This is a genomic window from Mesorhizobium sp. WSM4833 (assembly GCF_055811095.1).
In genome coordinates this window covers 275,617-295,187 of the sequence record NZ_JBVVQG010000006.1, presented here as the reverse complement: position 1 = coordinate 295,187, position 19,571 = coordinate 275,617, and the positions used below count along the sequence as shown (strand labels likewise).

The 19,571-nt window shown below is 62.7% G+C and carries 25 protein-coding genes; 13 read left to right on the top strand and 12 right to left on the bottom strand.

Features of this window, described 5'->3' with window-relative positions:
• Positions 1-88: 88 nt before the first annotated feature.
• Positions 89-319 carry a hypothetical protein gene (locus AC0L2D_RS14490; protein WP_473541391.1) on the top strand — a complete coding sequence of 77 codons (231 nt, stop codon included), beginning with the start codon at positions 89-91 and terminating at the stop codon, positions 317-319.
• Complete coding sequence (locus AC0L2D_RS14485) at positions 303-467, top strand: hypothetical protein (protein WP_023706483.1); 165 nt, start codon at positions 303-305, stop codon at positions 465-467. The genes AC0L2D_RS14490 and AC0L2D_RS14485 overlap by 17 nt, the downstream gene beginning before the upstream one ends.
• Before the next feature lie 60 nt (positions 468-527).
• Here AC0L2D_RS14485 and AC0L2D_RS14480 read toward each other — a convergent pair whose 3' ends face one another.
• Positions 528-1,034 carry a DUF1993 domain-containing protein gene (locus tag AC0L2D_RS14480; RefSeq protein WP_027162644.1) on the bottom strand — a complete coding sequence of 169 codons (507 nt, stop codon included), beginning with the start codon at positions 1,032-1,034 and terminating at the stop codon, positions 528-530.
• Positions 1,035-1,172: 138 nt separating this feature from the next.
• On the opposite strand from AC0L2D_RS14480, the gene AC0L2D_RS14475 reads away from it, so the two are divergent.
• Positions 1,173-2,225: a DUF1176 domain-containing protein gene (locus AC0L2D_RS14475; protein WP_027162645.1), complete on the top strand. Its 1,053-nt coding sequence runs from the start codon at positions 1,173-1,175 to the stop codon at positions 2,223-2,225.
• Positions 2,226-2,254: 29 nt separating this feature from the next.
• Here AC0L2D_RS14475 and AC0L2D_RS14470 read toward each other — a convergent pair whose 3' ends face one another.
• The 7 genes from AC0L2D_RS14470 to AC0L2D_RS14440 all read right to left on the bottom strand — a co-directional run bounded on the left by AC0L2D_RS14470 (position 2,255) and on the right by AC0L2D_RS14440 (position 8,655).
• Positions 2,255-3,145: an alpha/beta hydrolase family protein gene (locus AC0L2D_RS14470; protein ID WP_473541390.1), complete on the bottom strand. Its 891-nt coding sequence runs from the start codon at positions 3,143-3,145 to the stop codon at positions 2,255-2,257.
• Positions 3,146-3,177: 32 nt separating this feature from the next.
• Positions 3,178-4,788 (bottom strand): NTP transferase domain-containing protein, encoded by a 1,611-nt coding sequence (locus tag AC0L2D_RS14465; protein ID WP_024504343.1) that lies wholly within the window; start codon positions 4,786-4,788, stop codon positions 3,178-3,180.
• On the bottom strand, positions 4,785-5,489 hold the full coding sequence (locus tag AC0L2D_RS14460) for an XdhC family protein (RefSeq protein ID WP_473541389.1): 705 nt from the start codon (positions 5,487-5,489) through the stop codon (positions 4,785-4,787). The genes AC0L2D_RS14465 and AC0L2D_RS14460 overlap by 4 nt, the downstream gene beginning before the upstream one ends.
• A 65-nt stretch (positions 5,490-5,554) precedes the next feature.
• Positions 5,555-5,893, bottom strand: a complete 339-nt coding sequence (locus AC0L2D_RS14455; protein ID WP_013532112.1) for an XdhC family protein — start codon at positions 5,891-5,893, stop codon at positions 5,555-5,557.
• Between the two features lie 60 nt (positions 5,894-5,953).
• Positions 5,954-7,198, bottom strand: coding sequence for a vWA domain-containing protein (locus AC0L2D_RS14450; protein WP_024504342.1), 1,245 nt, complete (start codon positions 7,196-7,198; stop codon positions 5,954-5,956).
• Between the two features lie 3 nt (positions 7,199-7,201).
• Positions 7,202-8,131, bottom strand: a complete 930-nt coding sequence (locus AC0L2D_RS14445; RefSeq protein ID WP_473541388.1) for an AAA family ATPase — start codon at positions 8,129-8,131, stop codon at positions 7,202-7,204.
• On the bottom strand, positions 8,128-8,655 hold the full coding sequence (locus tag AC0L2D_RS14440) for a flavin reductase (protein ID WP_013532115.1): 528 nt from the start codon (positions 8,653-8,655) through the stop codon (positions 8,128-8,130). The genes AC0L2D_RS14445 and AC0L2D_RS14440 overlap by 4 nt, the downstream gene beginning before the upstream one ends.
• Positions 8,656-8,834: 179 nt before the next feature.
• Here AC0L2D_RS14440 and AC0L2D_RS14435 point away from each other — a divergent pair, with 179 nt between their 5' ends.
• Positions 8,835-9,908, top strand: a complete 1,074-nt coding sequence (locus AC0L2D_RS14435; RefSeq protein ID WP_473541387.1) for a branched-chain amino acid ABC transporter substrate-binding protein — start codon at positions 8,835-8,837, stop codon at positions 9,906-9,908.
• Complete coding sequence (locus AC0L2D_RS14430; RefSeq protein WP_473541386.1) at positions 9,908-10,933, top strand: P1 family peptidase; 1,026 nt, start codon at positions 9,908-9,910, stop codon at positions 10,931-10,933. The genes AC0L2D_RS14435 and AC0L2D_RS14430 overlap by 1 nt, the downstream gene beginning before the upstream one ends.
• 9 nt (positions 10,934-10,942) lie before the next feature.
• On the opposite strand, the gene AC0L2D_RS14425 is transcribed toward AC0L2D_RS14430, so the two are convergent.
• A complete protein-coding gene (locus AC0L2D_RS14425; RefSeq protein ID WP_013532118.1) occupies positions 10,943-11,197 on the bottom strand; it encodes a DUF2171 domain-containing protein in 255 nt (84 codons plus the stop codon).
• 128 nt (positions 11,198-11,325) lie between these two features.
• Here AC0L2D_RS14425 and AC0L2D_RS14420 point away from each other — a divergent pair, with 128 nt between their 5' ends.
• From AC0L2D_RS14420 to purB, 3 genes are all read left to right on the top strand, one after another.
• The gene (locus tag AC0L2D_RS14420; protein ID WP_473541385.1) at positions 11,326-12,051 is read left to right on the top strand and encodes a DUF2259 domain-containing protein; all 726 of its coding nucleotides are present in this window, start codon (positions 11,326-11,328) and stop codon (positions 12,049-12,051) included.
• Positions 12,052-12,158: 107 nt separating this feature from the next.
• Entirely contained in the window at positions 12,159-12,572 is a 414-nt protein-coding gene (locus AC0L2D_RS14415) for a hypothetical protein (protein ID WP_082826442.1), read from the top strand.
• Between the two features lie 59 nt (positions 12,573-12,631).
• Entirely contained in the window at positions 12,632-13,939 is a 1,308-nt protein-coding gene (gene purB / locus AC0L2D_RS14410; RefSeq protein WP_127367026.1) for an adenylosuccinate lyase, read from the top strand.
• Positions 13,940-14,064: 125 nt separating this feature from the next.
• Here purB and AC0L2D_RS14405 read toward each other — a convergent pair whose 3' ends face one another.
• Positions 14,065-14,877 (bottom strand): VOC family protein, encoded by an 813-nt coding sequence (locus tag AC0L2D_RS14405; RefSeq protein ID WP_013532122.1) that lies wholly within the window; start codon positions 14,875-14,877, stop codon positions 14,065-14,067.
• 249 nt (positions 14,878-15,126) lie between these two features.
• On the opposite strand from AC0L2D_RS14405, the gene AC0L2D_RS14400 reads away from it, so the two are divergent.
• Both AC0L2D_RS14400 and AC0L2D_RS14395 read left to right on the top strand, forming a co-directional pair.
• The gene (locus tag AC0L2D_RS14400; RefSeq protein WP_224673101.1) at positions 15,127-15,675 is read left to right on the top strand and encodes an RBBP9/YdeN family alpha/beta hydrolase; all 549 of its coding nucleotides are present in this window, start codon (positions 15,127-15,129) and stop codon (positions 15,673-15,675) included.
• 199 nt (positions 15,676-15,874) lie between these two features.
• Positions 15,875-16,048, top strand: a complete 174-nt coding sequence (locus AC0L2D_RS14395) for a hypothetical protein (protein WP_473541384.1) — start codon at positions 15,875-15,877, stop codon at positions 16,046-16,048.
• Between the two features lie 38 nt (positions 16,049-16,086).
• Here the strand turns inward: AC0L2D_RS14395 and AC0L2D_RS14390 are convergent, their stop codons facing one another.
• Entirely contained in the window at positions 16,087-16,860 is a 774-nt protein-coding gene (locus AC0L2D_RS14390; protein WP_473541383.1) for an HpcH/HpaI aldolase family protein, read from the bottom strand.
• A gap of 128 nt (positions 16,861-16,988) precedes the next feature.
• Positions 16,989-17,309, bottom strand: coding sequence for a DUF1476 domain-containing protein (locus AC0L2D_RS14385; protein ID WP_013532126.1), 321 nt, complete (start codon positions 17,307-17,309; stop codon positions 16,989-16,991).
• Positions 17,310-17,583: 274 nt separating this feature from the next.
• Between AC0L2D_RS14385 and purC the strand changes: the two genes are divergently transcribed.
• From purC to purQ, 3 genes are all read left to right on the top strand, one after another.
• Positions 17,584-18,378 carry a phosphoribosylaminoimidazolesuccinocarboxamide synthase gene (gene purC / locus AC0L2D_RS14380; protein WP_063171969.1) on the top strand — a complete coding sequence of 265 codons (795 nt, stop codon included), beginning with the start codon at positions 17,584-17,586 and terminating at the stop codon, positions 18,376-18,378.
• 43 nt (positions 18,379-18,421) lie between these two features.
• On the top strand, positions 18,422-18,664 hold the full coding sequence (purS, locus tag AC0L2D_RS14375; protein WP_013532128.1) for a phosphoribosylformylglycinamidine synthase subunit PurS: 243 nt from the start codon (positions 18,422-18,424) through the stop codon (positions 18,662-18,664).
• Positions 18,665-18,878: 214 nt separating this feature from the next.
• A complete protein-coding gene (gene purQ / locus AC0L2D_RS14370; protein WP_024504558.1) occupies positions 18,879-19,547 on the top strand; it encodes a phosphoribosylformylglycinamidine synthase subunit PurQ in 669 nt (222 codons plus the stop codon).
• Positions 19,548-19,571: the final 24 nt, after the last annotated feature.

The following is a 19,571-nucleotide window of genomic DNA, read 5'->3' as shown; positions in this document are numbered from 1 at the left end:
GCGAAATCCCGCTTGGCGCCAGTAGCGATGTCAGCCTCCCCCTCGCCCGACCATTCGGGTATCGAAGCATAGAACCGGCTCGTTAAAAATGCATGGCACCGATCTCAATGAATTTAGCCGTCGCCTCGTGGCAGCCATGCAGCCAGCATTCGGCTACGATGCGCGTCAGCAAAAGTTTCACCCGGTTGCGGAAAATGGCGAAAAAATCGCCAAGACATGGCAGGTATGCAAATGCTGCACTGCACAATTGTCACGATTCACCTATATTGGCAGCCGTGGAGGACCAATTTGGGGCTTGAATCATGGGTTTCTTCACTGAAATGTTCGCCCGGCCTCGGCCGCAGGAACATCTGAGATACCGCTCGGCGCTCGCGCTGCTTCATTCGATGAGCAATGCCGACCGCGCCGACATCGGGATCAAGCCGGCCGACTTCCCCCGCATCGCCCGCGAAATGTCCGTTCGCTAGCTGCATCCGGTGTTCAGGATGTCCCGGATCGGTCCGGGACACCTCCAAAAACTCAATTCCTTAGCGCGATCCCAGGAATGTCGCCTTGCCCAACGGTACGCCATTGTGGCGAAGGATGTCGTAAGCCGTGGTGAGATGAAAATAGAAGTTGGGCATGGCCACATGCAGCAGATACTGCAGGCCGGGCATCGAGCTTTCGCGTCCACCAAGCTTCAGCTCGATGATCTTGTCATCGGAGCCGTTGAATTCGGCAGCCGAAAATGTCGCGAGAAGGTCGAGCGTCTTCGTGATGCGAGCCTGGACATCGGCAAAACTCGCCTCATTGTCCTCGTATTTCGGCACTTCGCGGCCGGCGAGCCGTGACGGCGCGCCCTTGGCATGATCGGTGGCGATCTGCACCTGCCTGGTCAAGGCGAACATGTCCGGCGCCAGCCGCGCCGTCAAAAAAACCTGCGGGTCTATCTTGCGGTCCAGCGCATTCTGTTCGGCGGTCGCAAGAACATTGGAAAGCGCTTTCAGCCTGGCCGAAAACACCGGCACGGATGCCTCATACATCGATATCGTCACGTCAAATCTCCTGCCCGGCCCAGCGCCGGCGGACGCGACGTAGCGCCTTCGTGCAGGATTTTTCAAGGCCGCCGACGCCGCGTCACCACGTTGCCGCAATCGCCGTCGTAGAATCCTCTTATCGAGCGGAGGTTCCCGATGAGATGCGCCCTTTTCGCAGCGACTGCCTTTCTCTCCCTTGCCCCGATCGGTCAAACGACCTTGGCAGCCGAAGATGCCCGCGAAACGCCCTATGTCGACGACCGGTCGAGCGCCGATGCTGTTGTGCGTTCGCTCTACAGCGCCATCAGCCGGCACGAATTCGCTCGCGCCTGGGGGTATTTCGGCGATACAAAACCGGCAAAGGATTTCGACAGTTTCGTCAAGGGCTATGACGGCACCGACAAGGTCGAGGTCTTGACCGGGGCGGTTTCCGACGAAGGTGCGGCCGGCAGCATTTTCTACAACGTGCCCGTCGCCATCCGCGCCACCGACAAGAGCGGCGGCGAAAAGGTTTTTGCGGGCTGCTACACGCTGCGCCAGGTGAATGCCCAGATCCAGGCGGAGCCACCCTTCGATCCGATCCACATCGAGAAGGGGGCACTGAAACCCTCCACCGCCGATTTCGAGGAGGCGCTGCCGCCAAGCTGCGGCGACGGGCCGCCGCCACCGAAGAAGGACACTGCGCTGGAGCAGGCAAAGAAGGCGTTTCTGGCAACCTATGGCGGCCAGTGCGACAAACAGTTCCTGGCCGACGAGCCGACGGTCTTTTCAATCAAATACAAGGACAAGGATGCGCAGCCCGGCGACCCCGACAAGGAGACGCGGCTGTTTCATTTTTCCTGCTCGGCCGCCGCCTACAATGAAAGCTCGGTCTATTATATGACCGACGAGATATCGGCCGTGCAGCAATTGCAATTCGCCGAACCCAAGATGGACATCCGCTACGAGAACAATGACAGCAACGGCAAATTGCTGGGCATGAGCATCGTCGGTTTCCAGACGTCCGGCTGGGCGGTCAATTCCGACTATGACGAGGCCACCCAGACGATCACCACGTTCAACAAGTGGCGCGGGGTCGGCGATGCTTCCGACGCCGGCACGTATCTGTTCCGCAACGGCAATTTCTCGCTGGTCCAGTACGACGTCGATGCATCCTATGACGGCGAGCAAAATCCCGAGACTGTCGTCGACTACAACACTGCGCCTTGAGCGTCACACGGGCTTGCAGGCTGTGTCGATCAGGGCGACTTCGACAGCATCCAGTTGAGCGTGCCGCGCCAGTCGGTCATGCGGATCGGGGTGCCATGGGTGCCGGTCTCGAAACGAACGAAACGGGTCGGGTAAGTCTTCGATTTGGCCAGGATCGAGCGAAAGAATGCCTCCTGATTTGCCACTGGGAAGACCACGTCGTGACTGCCCTGGCCGAAAAAGACCGGCACACGGCGCTTGAATGCTGGGCTGGTGAAAAAGCTCTCATCCCACAGCGAGCCGAGCAGCAGCAGGCCGTCGATGCGGCCGCCCATGTCCTTGCGCGCGGCAAGCTTCCAGCACAGCGCGCCGCCCATCGAGCCGCAGGCGACGAAGATCTTCGCGCCTGGCGACCGTTCGGCATAATGACCGATCAGCGCCGCCACCTGCGCCGCTCCCTTGTCGCCGAAATCGGTAAAATCCGGACTGAGATAGAGGCCGCCATTGCCGGCCATCAGGTTCTTGAGCCGGTTGAAATTGCCGCCGAAGGTGAAGTCGTCGACACCTTGCTTGCGGCTGCCGCCCTGCCCGTGCAGGTAAAGCACGATGATGCCGGCGCCCTCGGTCTTGCCGACGGCGACATGCCTGATATCGCCGGCGTCGGTTTTCAGCAACAGATCCTGCTGCACCTTGCGCACGCTGGCGTCGGTATATTGGGCGTTCACCCGCCGCTCGGGCACCTGGTCACGCTGGTTGATGTCGCGCATCTCGCGGTAGTCGATGACCGTGTAGGCGCCGTTGCTGTCGGACGACAGCGTGGGCGGATAGGCGAAGAGATCGTCCTTGAAGGGTTTTAGGGACAGCGTCTGACTTTGCGCGGCCGAAGACAGCAACGCGGTCGTGACTGCAAAGGCACAGAAAATTTGGCGGCGAAAAGACATACCCAAGGCATGCGTAATTCGGCTTGGGTTTGTCAATCCTGCAGCACGCCGCCGGCGCCTTCCAGCGCCTCGCGCGTGTCGACATCGACAGACGCCGCCGCGCCGATCTCGACATCGATGACATCGAGCCCTTCGGTCTCGACCAGATGGCGTGCACCGGTGTCGCCCTCCAGATGGGCGATCGCCGGAAACAGCGAACGCGGCAACAGCACCGGATTGCCGCGCTTGCCGTCATGCGAAGCGCGGACCACCGCATTGCCGCCGCCCTTGCGGAACGCATCGATCAATCTGTCGAGATCGTGGGACGTGATATCGGGCATGTCGCCGAGCACGATCATCACACCGGCGGAGTCCTCCGGCAGATAGGCAATGCCGGCCTTCAGCGACGTGGACAAGCCGTCGGTAAAATCAGGATTGTGCGCGAAGGTCACGTCGAGGCCCGCCAGCGCAGCGCGCACCCGCTCGCGCTGGTGGCCGGTGACAACGACAGTTCTGGACGCCTTCGAGCCAAGCGCCCGCTCGGCGGTGCGGTACACCAGCGGCTTGCCGTCGAACAGCGCCAACAGCTTGTTCGGCCCGCCCATGCGGCTCGACCGGCCGGCCGCCAGCAGCACGATGCCGATCTTCAGTTGAGATTTGGCCGGCAGCGGTTCGCGCGGCTGCGGCCGTGTGGGGATTTCCATCAACAGTCCGCCGACCCCCATGCCGGCAATATCCCTGGCGGTCACGTCGAGACCGGCGATCAATCGGTCCAGCACCCAATCGAACCCGTTCTCCTTGGGGCTGCGGGCGCAGCCGGGCGCGCCGATGATGTGCTTGCCTCCGAGTGCACCGAGCACCAGCAGATTGCCGGGATCGACCGGCATACCCGCGCGGACGACGGTACCGCCCGCTTTCTCGATCGCCGCGGGAATGACATCGGCGAAATCGCTCATCGCCGAGGCGCCGAAGATCACCACCATGTCATTGTCGCGCACCAGGGAAGCCGTGGCCTCCGCCACCGGCGCGATCTCATGCGCCGTGCGGCGCTCGGCCGTCAGCCTGCCGCCGGTACGCGCCAGCCGTGCTTCGGTGACGCGCAGCGTCTTGTCGAGCACGGAAGGCTTGATGCCCGGCAGAACCGTCTGGATGACGCCGACACGCACGGGCCGGTAGGCATTGACGGCAAATATCTCGCCTGCGGCGCAGATTTCTGTCGCAGCGTCGACCAGCGCTGAACCGACCGCGAAGGGAATGATCTTCACCGTCGCGACCATCTGGCCTTTTTCGACCGGCGCATGCTGCGCCAGCGTGGCGATGGTGATGGCGGGATCGATGGCATTGATGGCGTCGATGGCAGCGGCATCGACGGTGAAGATGCCCGGCGCCTTGGCGTGGAGGTTGACCCGCCCGGTCGCGGCAGGCTTGGCTTCGATGCCGCGAAAGGCCATGCTCCCGGCAATCGTTTGCGCGGCCGCATCCTCGCCGAGGTCGTCCTCAGCCAGAACAGCCGCAACGACCTCGGAAACACCGGCAGTCCGTAGCAGCGCCACATCTTCGGCGCTCAGCCTATGCGCCTTGCGGAAGCGGCGTTCACCAGCGGTGGTGGAGTGTGCCAGCACCGCGCCTTCCGCCGTCTCGATCGGGATCGGTCCGAATTTCACGCCGCCGCACCTTTTGCGTCCAGCCCGCGCGAGCGGAAGGCATGGATCGCCTGGGCCAACACCGCAACAGCAATCTCTCCCGGGCTGGCAGCACCAATATCGAGCCCGATCGGCGCATGGATACGGGCGATCTGGTCGGCGCTCGCGCCCAGCGCCAGCAAACGTTCGACACGCTTGGCATGCGTCTTCCTGCTGCCGAGCGCGCCGACATAGAAGCAGTTGGCGTCTAGTGCTGCCTTCAGGGCGAAATCATCGACCTTCGGATCATGGGTGACGGCGGCAAGTGCGGTGTAGCTGTCGAGCGGCTGACGCTTCAGCACATCCTCCGGCCATTCGGCATGAAGCGCCACATCGGGAAAGCGGTCCGGCGTGGCGAAAGCGGTGCGGGGGTCGATGATCTCCACGGGATAGCCGGCGATCTTCGCCATCGGCGCCAGCGCCTGGCTGATATGGACAGCGCCAATCACGACCAGACGCGGCTGCGGCAGATGCGCGTTGAGAAAGAAAGTCCGCCCCTCGGCTTCGACCGAACCGGAATTACCGGTGCGAAACGCCCTGGCGATCGCGGTTCCGAGATCGCCGGCGACGTGATAGCCCTCGCGCACGATCCGGTCGCGGCCGTCACCGAGATCGGTGACAAGGATCGCCGCACGGCGGGCGCGTCGTTCGGCGTTCAAAGTTTTTAAGGCGTAGGGATCCATCAGGAAATCTCTTGTCCGAGCATCATCTTGTCCAAAAACCGGGTCCCACTTTTTGGGATCATGCTCTAGCCCAGTCTTTCCACGTACACCTTGATGCGGCCGCCACAGGACAAGCCCACTTGCCATGCGGTTTCGTCGGCAACACCGAACTCCAGCATCCTGGCCTTGCCGCTGTCGATGACGTCGATGGCCTCGCTGACCACAGCGCCTTCGACGCAGCCGCCCGAGACGGAGCCATGGAAATTGCCGTCTGCGTCGATGACCAGATGGCTGCCTACAGGTCGGGGCGCCGAACCCCAGGTCTCGACCACTGTCGCGATGGCCACGTCCTTGCCGTCCTTCATCCAGCCCTCCGCAATGATCAGCGGGTCGCGGGCCTCATCCAGATAAATGCTGTTTTCCATGACCGTTTCTCCAGAAGTCTGTTTTTCTCGGGATCTGTTTTCCGGATGGGAAGGATATGGTTATGCGGCGCGCCTCGCGCCAGCTTCCAGCCATCGGCGCGGATCGACGGATTGTGCCGACTTCTTGTCCAATGACGCGCAGAGATCGGCGAGCGCATCGAGATTGTGCACCGAGCGGAACTCGTCGACATGCGGCAGCATCGCCTTGACGCCACGGGCGCGCGCCTGGAAGCCGTCGAAGCGCAGCAACGGGTTCAGCCAGATCAGCCGCCGGCAGGATTTGTGCAGGCGCTCCATCTCCTCCGACAGGCCGGCGACATCGTCGCGCTCCAGCCCATCTGTGATCAGAAGCACGACCGCCCCCTGCCCCAGCACGCGACGCGACCATATCAGGTTGAACTCGGCCAGCGTGTCGCCGATGCGGGTGCCACCCGACCAGTCCATGACCGCCGCCGAACAGTCGGCAAGGGCTGCATCCGGGTCGCGATGGCGCATCTGCCGCGTCAGATTGGTCAGCCGGGTACCGAAGACGAAGGTGTGCACGCGACGCCTTTTTTCCGTCAGCGCATGCAGGAAATGCAGGAAAATCCGCGTGTACTGGCTCATCGAGCCGGAAATGTCGGCCAACACCACCAGTGGCGGATGAACCTCGCGGGCTGAGCGGAATTTCGGCAGGATCAGTTCGCCGCCGGTGCGCGCGGCCGAACGCATCATGGCGCGCGGATCGATGCGGCGGCCGTGCGCATCGGCCTTGAAGCGCCGCGTCCGCACCATGTCGAAAGGCAACCGCAACTGCGCGATCGCCTTCTTGGCGTCGGCCATCTCGGCGGCGTTCATCTGGGCAAAATCCTTGGCCCGCAGCACCTCGTTGCCGGAAAAGGTGAAGCGGGCGTCGACCTCGATCTCGGGAATTTCCTGTGGCGGCTGGTTCTTCTGGTGTCCCTCGAACATCGCCTGGCTGACCCGGTTTTCAGCGGCTCGTGGCTTCTGCTTTTCCCTGGTGTCGGGCGCCACCGGCGAAAACATCGCCAGCATCTTTTCGATCAGTTCGCGCGACTTCCAGAACAGCCGGAAGGCCTCGTCGAAAATGGCGTGATCCTCATGCCGCGACACCAGCACGGCGTGCAGCGTCCAGTAGAAATCGTCGCGCGAACCGATGCCCGCGGCGAGCACCGCCTCGATGGCGTCCTTGACCGAGGCCGGCCCCACCCGCATGCCAGCCTTGCGCAAGGTGCGGGCAAAATAGACGATGTTGTCGGCGATCCGCCCGTGCGGCATGGCCTCTTTTGGCTCGGGGCGCGGCATCGCCTACTCCGCCGCCGAAAGCTCGGCCTTCACCTCGTTGAGGATGCGCCGGCCTTCGCCCTGCTCGATGCGGGCAATGTCGTCCTGGTATTTCAACAGCACACCGATCGTATCGGAGACGGTTTCCGGATCGAGCGCCACCTTGTCGAGCTCGGTCAGCGCGCCGGCCCAGTCGATGGTTTCGGCGACACCCGGCACCTTGAACAGCTCGATCTGGCGCAGCTTCTGGATGAAGGAGACAACTTCGGCCGAAAGGCGCTGGTTGGCCTGCGGCACCTTGCGGCGCACGATCTCCAACTCGCGCTCGGCATTGGGATAGTCGACCCAGTGATAGAGGCAGCGCCGCTTCAGCGCGTCGTGGATCTCACGGGTGCGGTTGGTGGTGATGATGACGATCGGCGGCTCTTCCGCCTTGATGGTGCCGAGCTCGGGCACCGTCACCTGGAAGTCGGACAGGATTTCGAGCAGGAAGGCCTCGAACGCCTCGTCGGTGCGGTCGAGCTCATCGATCAGGAAAACCGGGGCAGCCCCCGCCTTGCCGGTCAGCGCATCGAGCACCGGGCGGCGGATCAGGTATTTTTCGGAGAAGACGTTGCGCTCCATGGCGGAGCGCTTGACCTTGCCGGCCGCCTCCTCCATGCGGATCTCGATCATCTGCGCGGCGTAGTTCCACTCGTAGACGGCGGACGAGACGTCAAGGCCTTCATAGCATTGCAGGCGGATCAGCCGGCGGCCGAGCGCCTGTGCCAACACCTTGGCGATCTCGGTCTTGCCGACGCCGGCCTCGCCCTCAAGGAAAAGCGGCCGCTTCATACGCAACGACAGGAACAGTACGGTCGCCAGCGACCGGTCCGCCACATAGTCCGCACCGGTCAGGAGATCGAGCGTCTCGTCGATCGTCCGTGGCGCGGCGCGCGGTTTCAGCTCGGTCATTCTTTCTCCGTGAACGCCGCCGCTCCGCTTTCCAGTACGTGGTAGCCGCGGGCGTGATAGATCAGCGGCCGCAAATTATCGCCCATCCGCAGGCCTGTCACCTTGCCAAAAAGCACACGATGGGTGGCCAGGTCCTTGGTATCGATCAATTCGCAGTCGAACACGGCGAGCGCACCCTTCAGCGTGGGCGCGCCGGTGGAGATCACGTCCCATTCGCCGAGCGCGAAGCGCTCCTCGACCGGCAAGCCGGTGATTCCGGAAAAGCCGACTGACAGCGGCTCCTGGTGGGAAGCCAGGGTGTTCAAGGCAAACCTGCCGTTTTTCACGAACGGTTCGTTCTTGGGATTTTCGCGATTGAGACAGACCAGAATGGTCGGCGGGGTGTCCGAAACCGAGCAGGCCGCGATCACCGTCGCGCCGCGCTTGCCGGCCGGCCCGTCGGTGGTGACCACATGGACGTGGCCGGCAAAGTGGCTCATCGCGTCGCGATAGGCCTGCGGCCCAATGTCGTTCTTCTTCAGCACCGTATTTTTTCCATTGTCAGGATCCTATCGACATATATGGCCAGACATAGCCCGCCACAAGCGAAGTGCCTGAGCCATATCCCGAAATTCGCGTGTTGCACCAAGGCCGGGCAGCCTTTAGGTCTTGGCGGCAACAGTGCCGGGAGCATAGGACCGGCCCGGAGGATCCCATCGCTCGAATGCGACCCAGGACAAGAACAATAGCGGCGCTGTTCTGGCTGTTCCTGGCCAGTGGTGCGGATGCCCGGACGCTGCTGGTCGGCGTCTCGGCGCCCCTGTCGGGACCATCGGCCATTCTCGGCAAGCAGATCGAGGCCGGTACCGGTATGGCCGCCGAAGCGGACGGCATCGAACTCAAGACCGTGGATGACGCCTGCACCGCCGATGGCGGCGCTGCCGCGGCCAGGGAATTCGCAGCCGTCAAGGTCAATATCGTGGTCGGCTTTCTCTGCACCGAGGCGATCGAGGCGGCGATACCGATCCTGAAGGACGCCAACATTCCGGTCATCACCATTGGCGTGCGAACCGAAAGCCTGACCGACCGCCGCGCCAAGACCGGCTGGCCGGTCTATCGCCTCGGACCACGCGGCGACGATGAGCGCAATGCGGTCGCGTCAGCCCTCACCCGCCTGTGGCAAAACGAATTGTTCGCCATTATCGACGACGGCACCATCTACGGCCGTGAAATCGCCGAGACGTTGCGGGCAGCGGCCGAACAGGCAGCGCTGAAACCTGTGTTCGTCGACACGTTCCGGCCCCAGCTCGACAATCAGATCGGCATGATCGGTCGGCTGAAGAAGGCCGGCGCGACGCATGTCTTTGCCGGCGCCGATGGCGACGACATCGCCATCATGGGCCGCGATGCCGCACAGCTTCAGGCGGGCATCGTCTTTGCCGGCGGCGAGAATCTGCGCACGCCGCCCGGCGACGTGCCCTATTCCTTGGGCACACTGATGATCGCACCGCCGGAATGGGCCGATGTCGCCGATCCAAAAGTGCTGGCGGCCTTTGCCGCGCAGAAGCTCGTGCCCGACGGCTATACGCTGCCGGCCTTTGCGGCGGTCGAAATCGCCAAGGCAGCGTCGGGCTTGTCCGAAAGCTCGGGCAAACCACTGACCGAAGCTCTGACCGGACAGGATTTCACCACGGCGATCGGGCCGATCCGGTTTGATGCGAAAGGCGATCTCAGCCGGAGCCCCTACCGCGTCTTCCGCTTCGATGGCACGCGCTTTGCGCCCTTGGAAAGCAACTGATGTTTCGCACCGGCCCACGCAACCTGATCACCGACGTTGCCGGCCTGCGCGTCGGCAATGCGTCCGACGCCAGGCTGAAATCCGGGGTAACGACCGTGCTTTGCGATGCGTCCACAGTGGCCGGCGTTCAGATCCTGGGCGGTGCGCCGGGCACCCGCGAGACCGACCTGCTCGAACCGCACAATTCCGTCGATGTGGTGCACGCTGTGGTGCTTTCGGGCGGCTCGGCTTTCGGCCTCGACGCAGCTTCCGGCGTGCAGGCGGCGTTGCGTGAACGCGGCATCGGCCTCGAGGTCGGCGGTTTTCGCGTTCCGATCGTGCCGTCGGCGATCCTGTTCGACCTGCGCAATGGCGGCGACAAGGATTGGGGCCGTTATCCGCCCTACCGCGAGCTTGGCTATGAAGCCGCGCAAACCGCCACCGCCGATTTCCAACTCGGCACTATCGGCGCCGGCACCGGCGCGCTCACTTCGGGGCTGAAAGGAGGCCTCGGCTCCGCCTCGACGCTGCTCGACAATGGCGTCACCATCGGCGCGCTGGCCGCCGTCAATCCGACCGGTTCGGTGACCACAGGCCGAACCCGCCATTTCTGGGCGGCACCGTTCGAAATCGGCGACGAATTCGGTGGGCTTGGCTATCCCTCGCCGATGCCTGACGAGGCGAAACGGATTCTTTTGAAGTACCGCGACAAACATTTTGGCCGGCAGACGGAGACCGGCGGCAACACCACCATCGCCGTCATTGCCACCGATGCAGTGCTCACAAAGGCTGCCGCCAAGCGCCTGGCGATGTCGGCGCATGATGGATTCGTGCGCGCCATCTGGCCGACGCACACGCCGGCCGATGGCGACCTTGTGTTCGCGCTGGCGACCGGCACGAGCGGTATCGAACTCTCCGCCGATGCAGCAATCGATCTCTACGCCGCCGCCGGCGCCACCATGGCGCGCGCCATCAGCCGAGGCGTCTATGCCGCGACGCCTGCCGAAAACGATCTGTTTCCGGTCTGGTCGTCACGCATGAAGTGAAGCGATCAATCAGACCGGATCGGACTTTTCTTCCTCGAACGTCACCGCGACATCAGAATTCGCCGACAGCCAGACCTTCTTGCCGTCGACTTCGGCAATCAGGCTCAGGGGAATGTAGTGGTGATGGCCCTTGTGGGCGCCCTCGCCGCTATCGGCCTTGGTCAGCTTGATGCGCTGGCCATCGACCTTGTCGACAGTACCGACATGCACGCCATCGGCGCCGACGACTTCCATATGCTCACGAATTTTGCTGGTGTCGGTCATGGTGGTTCTCCATTGGGACTGCCGACAATAACAAATGACGGGCCGATTGGATGCATCGGCTTTCGCACCGCACGACGTTTTGATTCCGTCGTGCTAGGGGATTGAAACGATCACGGGGGTGAAGACCGATGCGAATGCTCTTTCTGTTTGCCGTTGGCCTGCTTGCACAGCTTGCGACCTCGATCGCGGCTCATGCCGGCGATGTCGCTGAACTTGAGATCCTCGGCTTCACCAAGGACGGCAGCGTCTTCGCTTTCGAGGAATATGGCGTGCAGGATGGATCGGGCTTTCCCTATGCCAACCGCTACTACATCGACACCAGCACCGACAGCTTTCTGAAGGGCACGCCGATCCGGGTCCGGCTTGAGGACGAGAATGCCAAACTGGATGCGGTGCGCCTTCAGGCCCGGCAAAAAGGCGAAGCCATTGTCAGCCAGGCCGAGTTGGACGCCAACCGGGGCATCACCGCAGGTTTCAACCCGGTGACCGAGCTTTCGGCGGATCCGCACCGGATGGCGGTCAATCCGCGCCCGATCTTCACTCCGGTCGACCCACCGCTCGAGTTCCGGCTCGACGAGTTCGGCATGAACAACGCCGATGGCTGCGAGAGCCAGGGCGAAATCAACGGCTTCCGGCTGCTGCGCATCGAGGCGCAGGATGGCGGCACGACCAAGCTGCTGCACGAGGACAAGGCGATACCGAAAAGCCGGGGTTGCCCGAACGGCTATCGCATCGGCGCCGTGCAGACCTTTTCCATGGACAGCCTCAGCGCCTATGCCGTGCTGATCGCGGTGCGCCAATACGGCTTTGAAGGCCCGGACTTTCGCTGGATCGCGGTGACCGGCCGCCTGTGACACCCCCTGCTCAACCCGCCGCGCGCGATCGTGCGCTGAACCGCCTTCGCCGCGCGATACCGACGCCGCGCACAGCGCTTATCGGCGCCTTGTTGTGGGCTGTGACAATGGGCGCCAGCGCGCTCCTCACCTTGTTTTTGGGCGACTGGGAGACGCCGGCGAAAATCCGCATTGTCACCATGCTGTTTGCGGCGGGAGCTGCGCTGGCCTTCCCCATCGGCCTGTTTGCGGCGCGGCTGGTCTCGCAGGGAAGACGCTGGGAAGTCGCTTTCGCCGCCGCCTTCGTGTGCCTAGCAGCGGCGACGATCGGCCTGACCGGCGGGCTGTTTGCCCTGCAGTACCGCTCCTACTACGCCGAGTGGCATGCGCCTGCTTTCACCCGCACCTGGGTCCTCCAGTTCGTCTTCACGACGTTGATTGCGCTCTATCAATTCGTGGTGCTGGGCATCCGGCTCTATTTTCCAGTTGGTTTCATCGCTCTGTTTGCCGCGGGCGTCTGGTTTGCGCGCCAGCGGCGTTGAGCATTTTGCTCGCCTCTGTTAGGACGCGGGCAAACTTCTCGATATGTCAGGACTGACCGATGATCCCTCGCTATTCCCGGCCGGAAATGGTCGCCATCTGGTCGCCAGAAACCCGGTTCCGCATCTGGTTCGAGATCGAAGCCTATGCCTGCGATGCGCTGGCCGAACTCGGCGTCATCCCCAGGGAAGCGGCAAAAACCATCTGGGAAAAGGGCAGTGCCGCAAAATTCGACGTCGAGGCGATCGACGAGATCGAACGAGTCACCAAGCATGACGTCATCGCCTTCCTGACCCATCTTGCCGAATTCGTCGGGCCGGACGCTCGCTTCATCCACCAGGGCATGACCTCATCGGACGTTCTCGACACCTGCTTCGCCGTACAGCTGACCCGCGCCAGCGACATCCTGCTCGCCGACATCGACGGTCTGCTTGCAGCGCTCAAGCGCCGCGCCTTCGAGCACAAGAACACCGTCACCATTGGCCGCAGCCACGGCATCCATGCCGAGCCGACGACCTTCGGCGTCAAGCTGGCGCAGGCCTATGCCGAGTTCTCGCGCTGCCGCGAGCGGTTGGTGCACGCGCGAGAGGATATCGCCACCTGTGCGATCTCCGGGGCGGTCGGCACCTTCGCCAACATCGACCCCTATGTCGAGGAACATGTGGCGGCGAAGCTCGGCCTGAAGCCCGAGCCGGTGTCGACGCAGGTGATCCCGCGCGACCGCCACGCGATGTTCTTTGCCACGCTCGGCGTCATCGCCTCGTCGGTCGAGCGGCTGTCGATCGAGATAAGGCATTTGCAGCGCACCGAAGTGCTCGAAGCGGAAGAGTATTTTTCGCCGGGCCAAAAGGGCTCCTCGGCCATGCCGCACAAGCGCAACCCGGTGCTGACCGAAAACCTCACCGGCCTTGCCCGCATGGTTCGCTCCATGGCGATGCCGGCGATGGAGAATGTGGCGCTCTGGCATGAGCGCGACATTTCCCACTCCTCGGTCGAGCGCATGATCGGCCCTGACGCCACCGTGACGCTCGATTTCGCACTGTCACGGCTGACCGGCGTCATCGACAAGCTGCTCGTCTATCCCGACAACATGCTGAAGAACATGAACAAGTTCCGCGGCCTCGTGCATTCGCAGCGTGTCATGCTGGCGCTGACGCAGGCTGGGTTGTCTCGCGAAGACTCCTACCGTCTGGTCCAGCGCAACGCCATGAGGGTGTGGGAGCAAGGCGCTGATTTTCTTGAAGAATTACTGGCCGACAAGGAAGTGACCGCTGCCCTGCCCGAGGCCGAAATCCGCGAGAAATTCGACCTGGGCTATCACACCAAGCATGTCGACACGATCTTCAAGCGGGTGTTTGGCAAAGCCTGAGGCAAAGCGCTATACCGTCGCTGGCCGCGAGCGGCAGGCTTCACCTTCTCCCCTGTGGGAGAAGGTGGATCGGCGCGCAACGCCGCGACGGTTGAGGGGTGCTCCAGCTTGGCGCAGCCCTCAAATCAAGCCTTGCCAGGCACAGTCCTGATCACCGTGCCCCATGGATCTTCGCGGGTCACCGGGCTGGTCACATTGTCCGAACGCATCTCGACCCAGGCCAGACCCGACCGGCTGGGATCGCGGCGGCCGGCGCCCGAACTCTGCCAGGCGTTGGCGCCGATGTGGTGGTGATAGCCGCCTGACGACAGGAACACCGCCTGGCCGCCATATTTGGCCACCGTGTCGAAGCCGAATTCCTGGTTCCACCAGGCTTCGGCGTCTTCCGGCCTGCCGACGCGAAGGTGGACATGGCCGACGACGCTGTTTTCCGGCGCGCCCTGCCAGCCGGCGTCACCCGCAGGCACTTCGGCAACGACGGACGGAATGTTCATCCGCTCGGTCGCCATCGCCACCTTGTCGCCATTCCACTTCCAGTCCTGCGGACGGCGGTCGGCATAGATCTCGATGCCGTTGCCTTCGGGATCGGTCAGGTACAGTGCTTCGCTGACCAGATGGTCGGAAGCGCCCTCGATGGCGATCTTGTTTGATATGGCGTGGTTGATCCAGCGGCCGAGATCGGCACGGCTGGGCAGCAGGAAGGCAGTATGGAACAGGCCTGCGCTGCGAGGATCATCCGGCTTGGCCGAAGGATCGGCCTCGATGACCAGCAACGGACGGTTGGCGGCGCCCAGCGTGATCGCCCCATCGGCGCGGCTCAGTTCCTGCAGACCGACGATGCTGCGATAATATGCGGCAAGGCTTTCCGCGTCGCGCGCCTTCAGCCCGACGCGGGCAACGCTGACCGGGGTGGTGGCGGCAAAAGGCAACTCGCTCATCAAATGCTCCGTTCGACCGGCCTGCGATGAAGCTCCCAAAGCGAGAAACCCCACTCCGCCGATCATTGTACGTCGTGTCAGTTCCAAAGTCAGGGTTCCCGCGCACGGCTGTTTCTTTTCCTGACAACAGATCGTCCATCCGCATCGTTCACACAAGACGCGAAGAAGCGAACATGGTGTTCACTATTGTGATCAAACGTGGCGTTTCTGCCGGTTGCACGAAGCGATGCCGCTCGCTATCTCAGCGCCATGAAGGTCAGAGACGCAGATATTCTCATCGTGCCGGGCTACACCAATTCCGGCCCCGACCATTGGCAGAGCCGCTGGCAGTCGAAGCTGTCGACGGCGCGCCGCGTCGAACAGGCGGAGTGGTCGAAGCCGGTGCGCGAGGACTGGACGGCGAGCGTCGCCAAGGCGGTCAACGAGGCCGAGCGGCCGGTCGTCCTGGTCGCGCACTCACTTGGCGTCGCCACCGCGGTGCAAGCCATTCCGCAATTCCGCAAGCCGGTCGCCGGGGCCTTCTTCGTGGCGCCGCCCGATGTCGCTAACCCCGAGATCAGGCCCAGGCACCTGATGACCTTCGGCCCCTACCCGCGTGAGCCGCTGCCCTTTCCCTCGATCGTGATTGCCAGCCGCAACGATCCGTTCTGCGCCTTCGATGTCGCCGAAGACATTGCCGGTGCCTGGGGCTCGCTGTTCATCGATGCCGGCGAAACCGGTCATCTCAACGCGGATTCGGGCTTCGGACCGTGGCCCGAAGGCTCGATGACCTTCGCCAAGTTCCTGACGGACCTGTAATATATACGGTCAAAGCCTGAACACGAAGCTGCTCGGCAGGCCATCCGGCTTGCGTGAACAATAATTTAATGCAGATCGCGATAATCTCTCCAGCAACGGCGAACTCTGTTCGCCGAACGCACGTTTTCTGGGCGACCTGTCCTTCCCACTCTACCTCGTGCATGTACCCGTTATCTGCTCATTGGGGTCATGGGTTTTGTTGACAAGCGGTTCCACCGCACTCGGCGCCCCCGCCGCCATACTGGGTTCGATCCTCGCGGCGTTGCCGCTCATGACCTTCAACAACTGGTGGGTCCAGATGGTCGGCGCCCTGTTCAACAGGTTCAGGCGCGGCGGACCTATCGCCGCGGCGCCTGCGGCGTCGAGCGCCTAACCGCCCGGCGCTGTGACGGCAGTGCGTCCGGTTCGGGTTCAGGATCCGATCGAATCCTTGATGCCCTTGAGCAGGGTCTTTGCGCCCAGTGAAATCAGCGCATGCTCCGAGCCCATGGCCAGCAGGCGATAGCCCATCGACACGACCCGGCCGGCAATTGCCGGCTCGACAACGTAGATCGCCGCATGTTTGCCGGCCTTGCGGGTGCGCTCGGCCACCGACGCCACCGTCTCCATCATGCTTTCCAGCGTCGAATTGACCGTGGCGCCATTGCTCCAGGCGATCGAGAAATCCGACGGGCCCAGGAAGATGCCGTCGATGCCGGGCGTATCGAGGATGCCATCGAGAGCATCGAGGGCTGCACGCGTCTCGACCATGGCGAAGGCCATGGTGCGCTGGTTGGTGTCGCGCAGCCAGTCGGCCTGGTCGCCTTGGCCGTGGCGGGGAAAAGCGTAGGTCGGGCCCCAGGAGCGCTCGCCGACCGGCGGGTATTTCATGGCGGCGGCGAACAGTTTTGCGTCGGCAACCGAGTTCACCATCGGCGCGATGACCGCCTCGGCGCCGAAATCGAGCGCGCGGCTTGCCATGTCGAAACGGCCAACGGGAATTCGCACCAGCGCCGGCTTGCCGGTAGCGAGCACCGGCACCACGCCACGCAGCACGCTGTCTTCGTGATGGCCGCCATGCTGCATGTCGAGCGTGACGGCATCGAAACCCTGCTTGGCGACGATCTCGACCGTCAAGGCATCCGGCACACCGGACCATGCGGTGAACAACGTTTCATCGGCCGCGAGGCGGGACTTCAGGGACATGAACTCTTTCCTTGTTAGCGACCGCAGTTTCAGCCGGAAACCGCGGCAAAGGCAAAGAAAAACCGCCCGGATAGGCCGGGCGGTCGATTGGTCCAGCGTATGGCCGCGGGATCAGCGCATGGCCCGGATCAGGTGTTCTTGATCTGCTCGATCGCCTGCGCCATCAGTTCGTCCATGGTGCGGCGGATCTGGTGGTCCGACTGCTCGACGCCGGCCGCGTCGAAATCCCCGCGGATCTTGCGGAACACGTCGTGGTCGCCGGCCTCCTCGATGTCGGAGATAACCACTTCCTTGGCATAGGCGTCGGCATCGGCGCCGGACTTTCCGAGCTTTTCGGCGGCCCACAGGCCGAGCGCCTTGTTGCGGCGCGCCGAGGCCTTGAACCGAAGCTCCTCGTCGAATGCGAATTTACGCTCAAAGCCCTCTTCACGGTCTTTCATGCTGCTCATGGCGTCCCTCCGGGTCAAATTCGATTCGTTGGCGGTGAATATGTGCGTTGCCAAAGCACAAACCAAAAGGTCGCGGGCCGGTCAATATGCTTCATCGCATGCTGCGCTGCGGCATTTCAGTCCCGAAAGCGGTTGATTGGAAGGATTTGCCGATTGAGCAAACGATGTGATTGGGATAGACCCGGCATTGAACCCTACCGTAGCCGCACTATTTCAGGCAGACGGACAGGAAATGGTCTGATACCGCCTGTCCGGAACCCCAGAGAAAAATCAGATGAAAAATCGCCGCCGCATTTATGAAGGCAAGGCCAAGATACTCTATGAGGGACCCGAACCGGGCACGCTTATCCAGTTCTTCAAGGATGATGCAACCGCGTTCAACAAGAAGAAGCACGAGGTCATCGACGGCAAGGGCGTCCTCAACAACCGCATTTCCGAGTATATTTTCAACCATTTGAACCGCATGGGCATTCCGACCCATTTCATCCGCCGTCTGAACATGCGCGAGCAGCTGATCAAGGAAGTCGAGATCATTCCGCTCGAAGTGGTGGTGCGCAATGTCGCCGCCGGTTCGCTGTCCAAGCGGCTCGGCATCGAGGAAGGCACCGTTCTGCCGCGCTCGATCATCGAATTCTATTACAAGGCCGACGCGCTCGAGGACCCGATGGTGTCGGAAGAGCACATCACCGCGTTCGGCTGGGCGAGCCCGCAGGAGATCGACGACGTGATGGCGCTGGCGATCCGCGTCAACGACTTCCTCTCCGGCCTGTTCATGGGCGTCGGCATCCAGCTCGTCGACTTCAAGATCGAATGCGGCCGCCTGTTCGAAGGCGACATGATGCGCATCGTCGTCGCCGACGAGATCTCGCCGGACTCCTGCCGCCTGTGGGACGTGGCGACGCAGGACAAGCTCGACAAGGACCGTTTCCGCCGCGACATGGGCGGCCTCGTAGAGGCCTACCAGGAAGTTGCCCGCCGCCTCGGCATCATGAACGAGAACGAGCCGCCGCGCCCGACCGGCCCGGTGCTCGTCGCCTCGACCGACGGCCTCAAAGGCAAGCCGCACTGATCGCGGTTTGCGACCCGATAGTCAGAACAGGAGCATGTCCAGCGTGATCAAGGCCCGCATTACCGTCACCCTCAAGAACGGCGTGCTCGACCCGCAGGGCAAGGCGATCGAACACGCATTGTCCGGCCTGGGCTTCGGCGGCGTCGGCACGGTGCGGCAGGGCAAGGTGTTCGATGTCGAGCTGGCGGAAAGCGACAAGGCCAAGGCCGAAGCCGACCTCAAGGCCATGTGCGACAAGCTGCTGGCGAATACGGTGATCGAGAATTATAGTGTGACGCTTACCTAAGGCTGTGCCGGAGGCACGGATGCCTGAAGTCACGAATGAACTGATGTACGAGCTTCTCGAGATTGTAGCGATCAGGCTTGCAGGCGTTGAGCACGCAAACGGACGTCAACAATATCTACGCGATAGCAGGCCGTATCGATCAACATCTTGAACGGATTGAGCAGCGCCTCGAGTTGCGCGAACTCGCCGAAGCACAAAGGCCTTACGAACCGAAATGAAATCAGCCGTCGTCCTCCTGCCTGGCCTCAATCGCGACCGCGACATGATCGCGGCGCTGACCAAGATTTCGGGAACACCGCCGGTCACCGTCTGGCAAACCGACACCGAAATCCCCGATGTCGATCTGATCGCCATTCCGGGCGGTTTTTCCTTCGGCGACTATCTGCGCTGTGGCGCGATCGCCGCGCGCATGCCGGTCATGCGGGCAGTGGCCGAAAAAGCGGCCGCGGGCGTGACGGTCATCGGCGTCTGCAACGGTTTCCAGATCCTGGTCGAGGCCGGCTTGTTGCCGGGTGCCTTGATGCGCAACACCTCGCTGAAATTCGTCTGCCGGCAGGTGAAGCTCGAGATCACCAATGCCAACACCATGTTCACCCGCCGCTATCAGCCGGGCCAGATCATCCGCTCGCCGGTCGCGCATCATGACGGCAATTATTTCGCCGACGCCGACACGCTTGCCCGTCTCGAAGGCGAAGGCCAGGTGGTGTTCCGCTATGCCGAGGGCACCAACCCCAACGGCTCGATCAACGACATTGCCGGCATCGTCAACAGCCAAGGCAATGTGCTCGGGCTGATGCCGCATCCGGAAAACCTGATCGAAGCAGCCCATGGCGGTACCGACGGCCGCGGACTGTTCGAGAGCGCCCTCGGCATCGCTGCCTGACGATATCGAAGCGAACAGCTTGAA

Bases quoted from the DNA above. Each gene is read 5' to 3' on its own strand.
- AC0L2D_RS14430 (WP_473541386.1), top strand. From the start codon at position 9,908: ATGTTTCGCACCGGCCCACGCAACCTGATCACCGACGTTGCCGGCCTG.
- AC0L2D_RS14390 (WP_473541383.1), bottom strand. From the start codon at position 16,860: ATGTCCCTGAAGTCCCGCCTCGCGGCCGATGAAACGTTGTTCACCGCA.
- AC0L2D_RS14475 (WP_027162645.1), top strand. From the start codon at position 1,173: ATGAGATGCGCCCTTTTCGCAGCGACTGCCTTTCTCTCCCTTGCCCCG.
- AC0L2D_RS14400 (WP_224673101.1), top strand. From the start codon at position 15,127: ATGAAGGTCAGAGACGCAGATATTCTCATCGTGCCGGGCTACACCAAT.
- purC (WP_063171969.1), top strand. From the start codon at position 17,584: ATGAAAAATCGCCGCCGCATTTATGAAGGCAAGGCCAAGATACTCTAT.
- purQ (WP_024504558.1), top strand. From the start codon at position 18,879: ATGAAATCAGCCGTCGTCCTCCTGCCTGGCCTCAATCGCGACCGCGAC.
- AC0L2D_RS14445 (WP_473541388.1), bottom strand. From the start codon at position 8,131: ATGACCGAGCTGAAACCGCGCGCCGCGCCACGGACGATCGACGAGACG.
- AC0L2D_RS14455 (WP_013532112.1), bottom strand. From the start codon at position 5,893: ATGGAAAACAGCATTTATCTGGATGAGGCCCGCGACCCGCTGATCATT.
- AC0L2D_RS14460 (WP_473541389.1), bottom strand. From the start codon at position 5,489: ATGGATCCCTACGCCTTAAAAACTTTGAACGCCGAACGACGCGCCCGC.
- AC0L2D_RS14405 (WP_013532122.1), bottom strand. From the start codon at position 14,877: ATGAGCGAGTTGCCTTTTGCCGCCACCACCCCGGTCAGCGTTGCCCGC.
- AC0L2D_RS14470 (WP_473541390.1), bottom strand. From the start codon at position 3,145: ATGTCTTTTCGCCGCCAAATTTTCTGTGCCTTTGCAGTCACGACCGCG.
- AC0L2D_RS14485 (WP_023706483.1), top strand. From the start codon at position 303: ATGGGTTTCTTCACTGAAATGTTCGCCCGGCCTCGGCCGCAGGAACAT.
- purB (WP_127367026.1), top strand. From the start codon at position 12,632: ATGATCCCTCGCTATTCCCGGCCGGAAATGGTCGCCATCTGGTCGCCA.
- AC0L2D_RS14415 (WP_082826442.1), top strand. From the start codon at position 12,159: ATGGGCGCCAGCGCGCTCCTCACCTTGTTTTTGGGCGACTGGGAGACG.
- AC0L2D_RS14450 (WP_024504342.1), bottom strand. From the start codon at position 7,198: ATGCCGCGCCCCGAGCCAAAAGAGGCCATGCCGCACGGGCGGATCGCC.
- AC0L2D_RS14420 (WP_473541385.1), top strand. From the start codon at position 11,326: ATGCGAATGCTCTTTCTGTTTGCCGTTGGCCTGCTTGCACAGCTTGCG.
- AC0L2D_RS14490 (WP_473541391.1), top strand. From the start codon at position 89: ATGCATGGCACCGATCTCAATGAATTTAGCCGTCGCCTCGTGGCAGCC.
- AC0L2D_RS14385 (WP_013532126.1), bottom strand. From the start codon at position 17,309: ATGAGCAGCATGAAAGACCGTGAAGAGGGCTTTGAGCGTAAATTCGCA.
- AC0L2D_RS14425 (WP_013532118.1), bottom strand. From the start codon at position 11,197: ATGACCGACACCAGCAAAATTCGTGAGCATATGGAAGTCGTCGGCGCC.
- AC0L2D_RS14435 (WP_473541387.1), top strand. From the start codon at position 8,835: ATGCGACCCAGGACAAGAACAATAGCGGCGCTGTTCTGGCTGTTCCTG.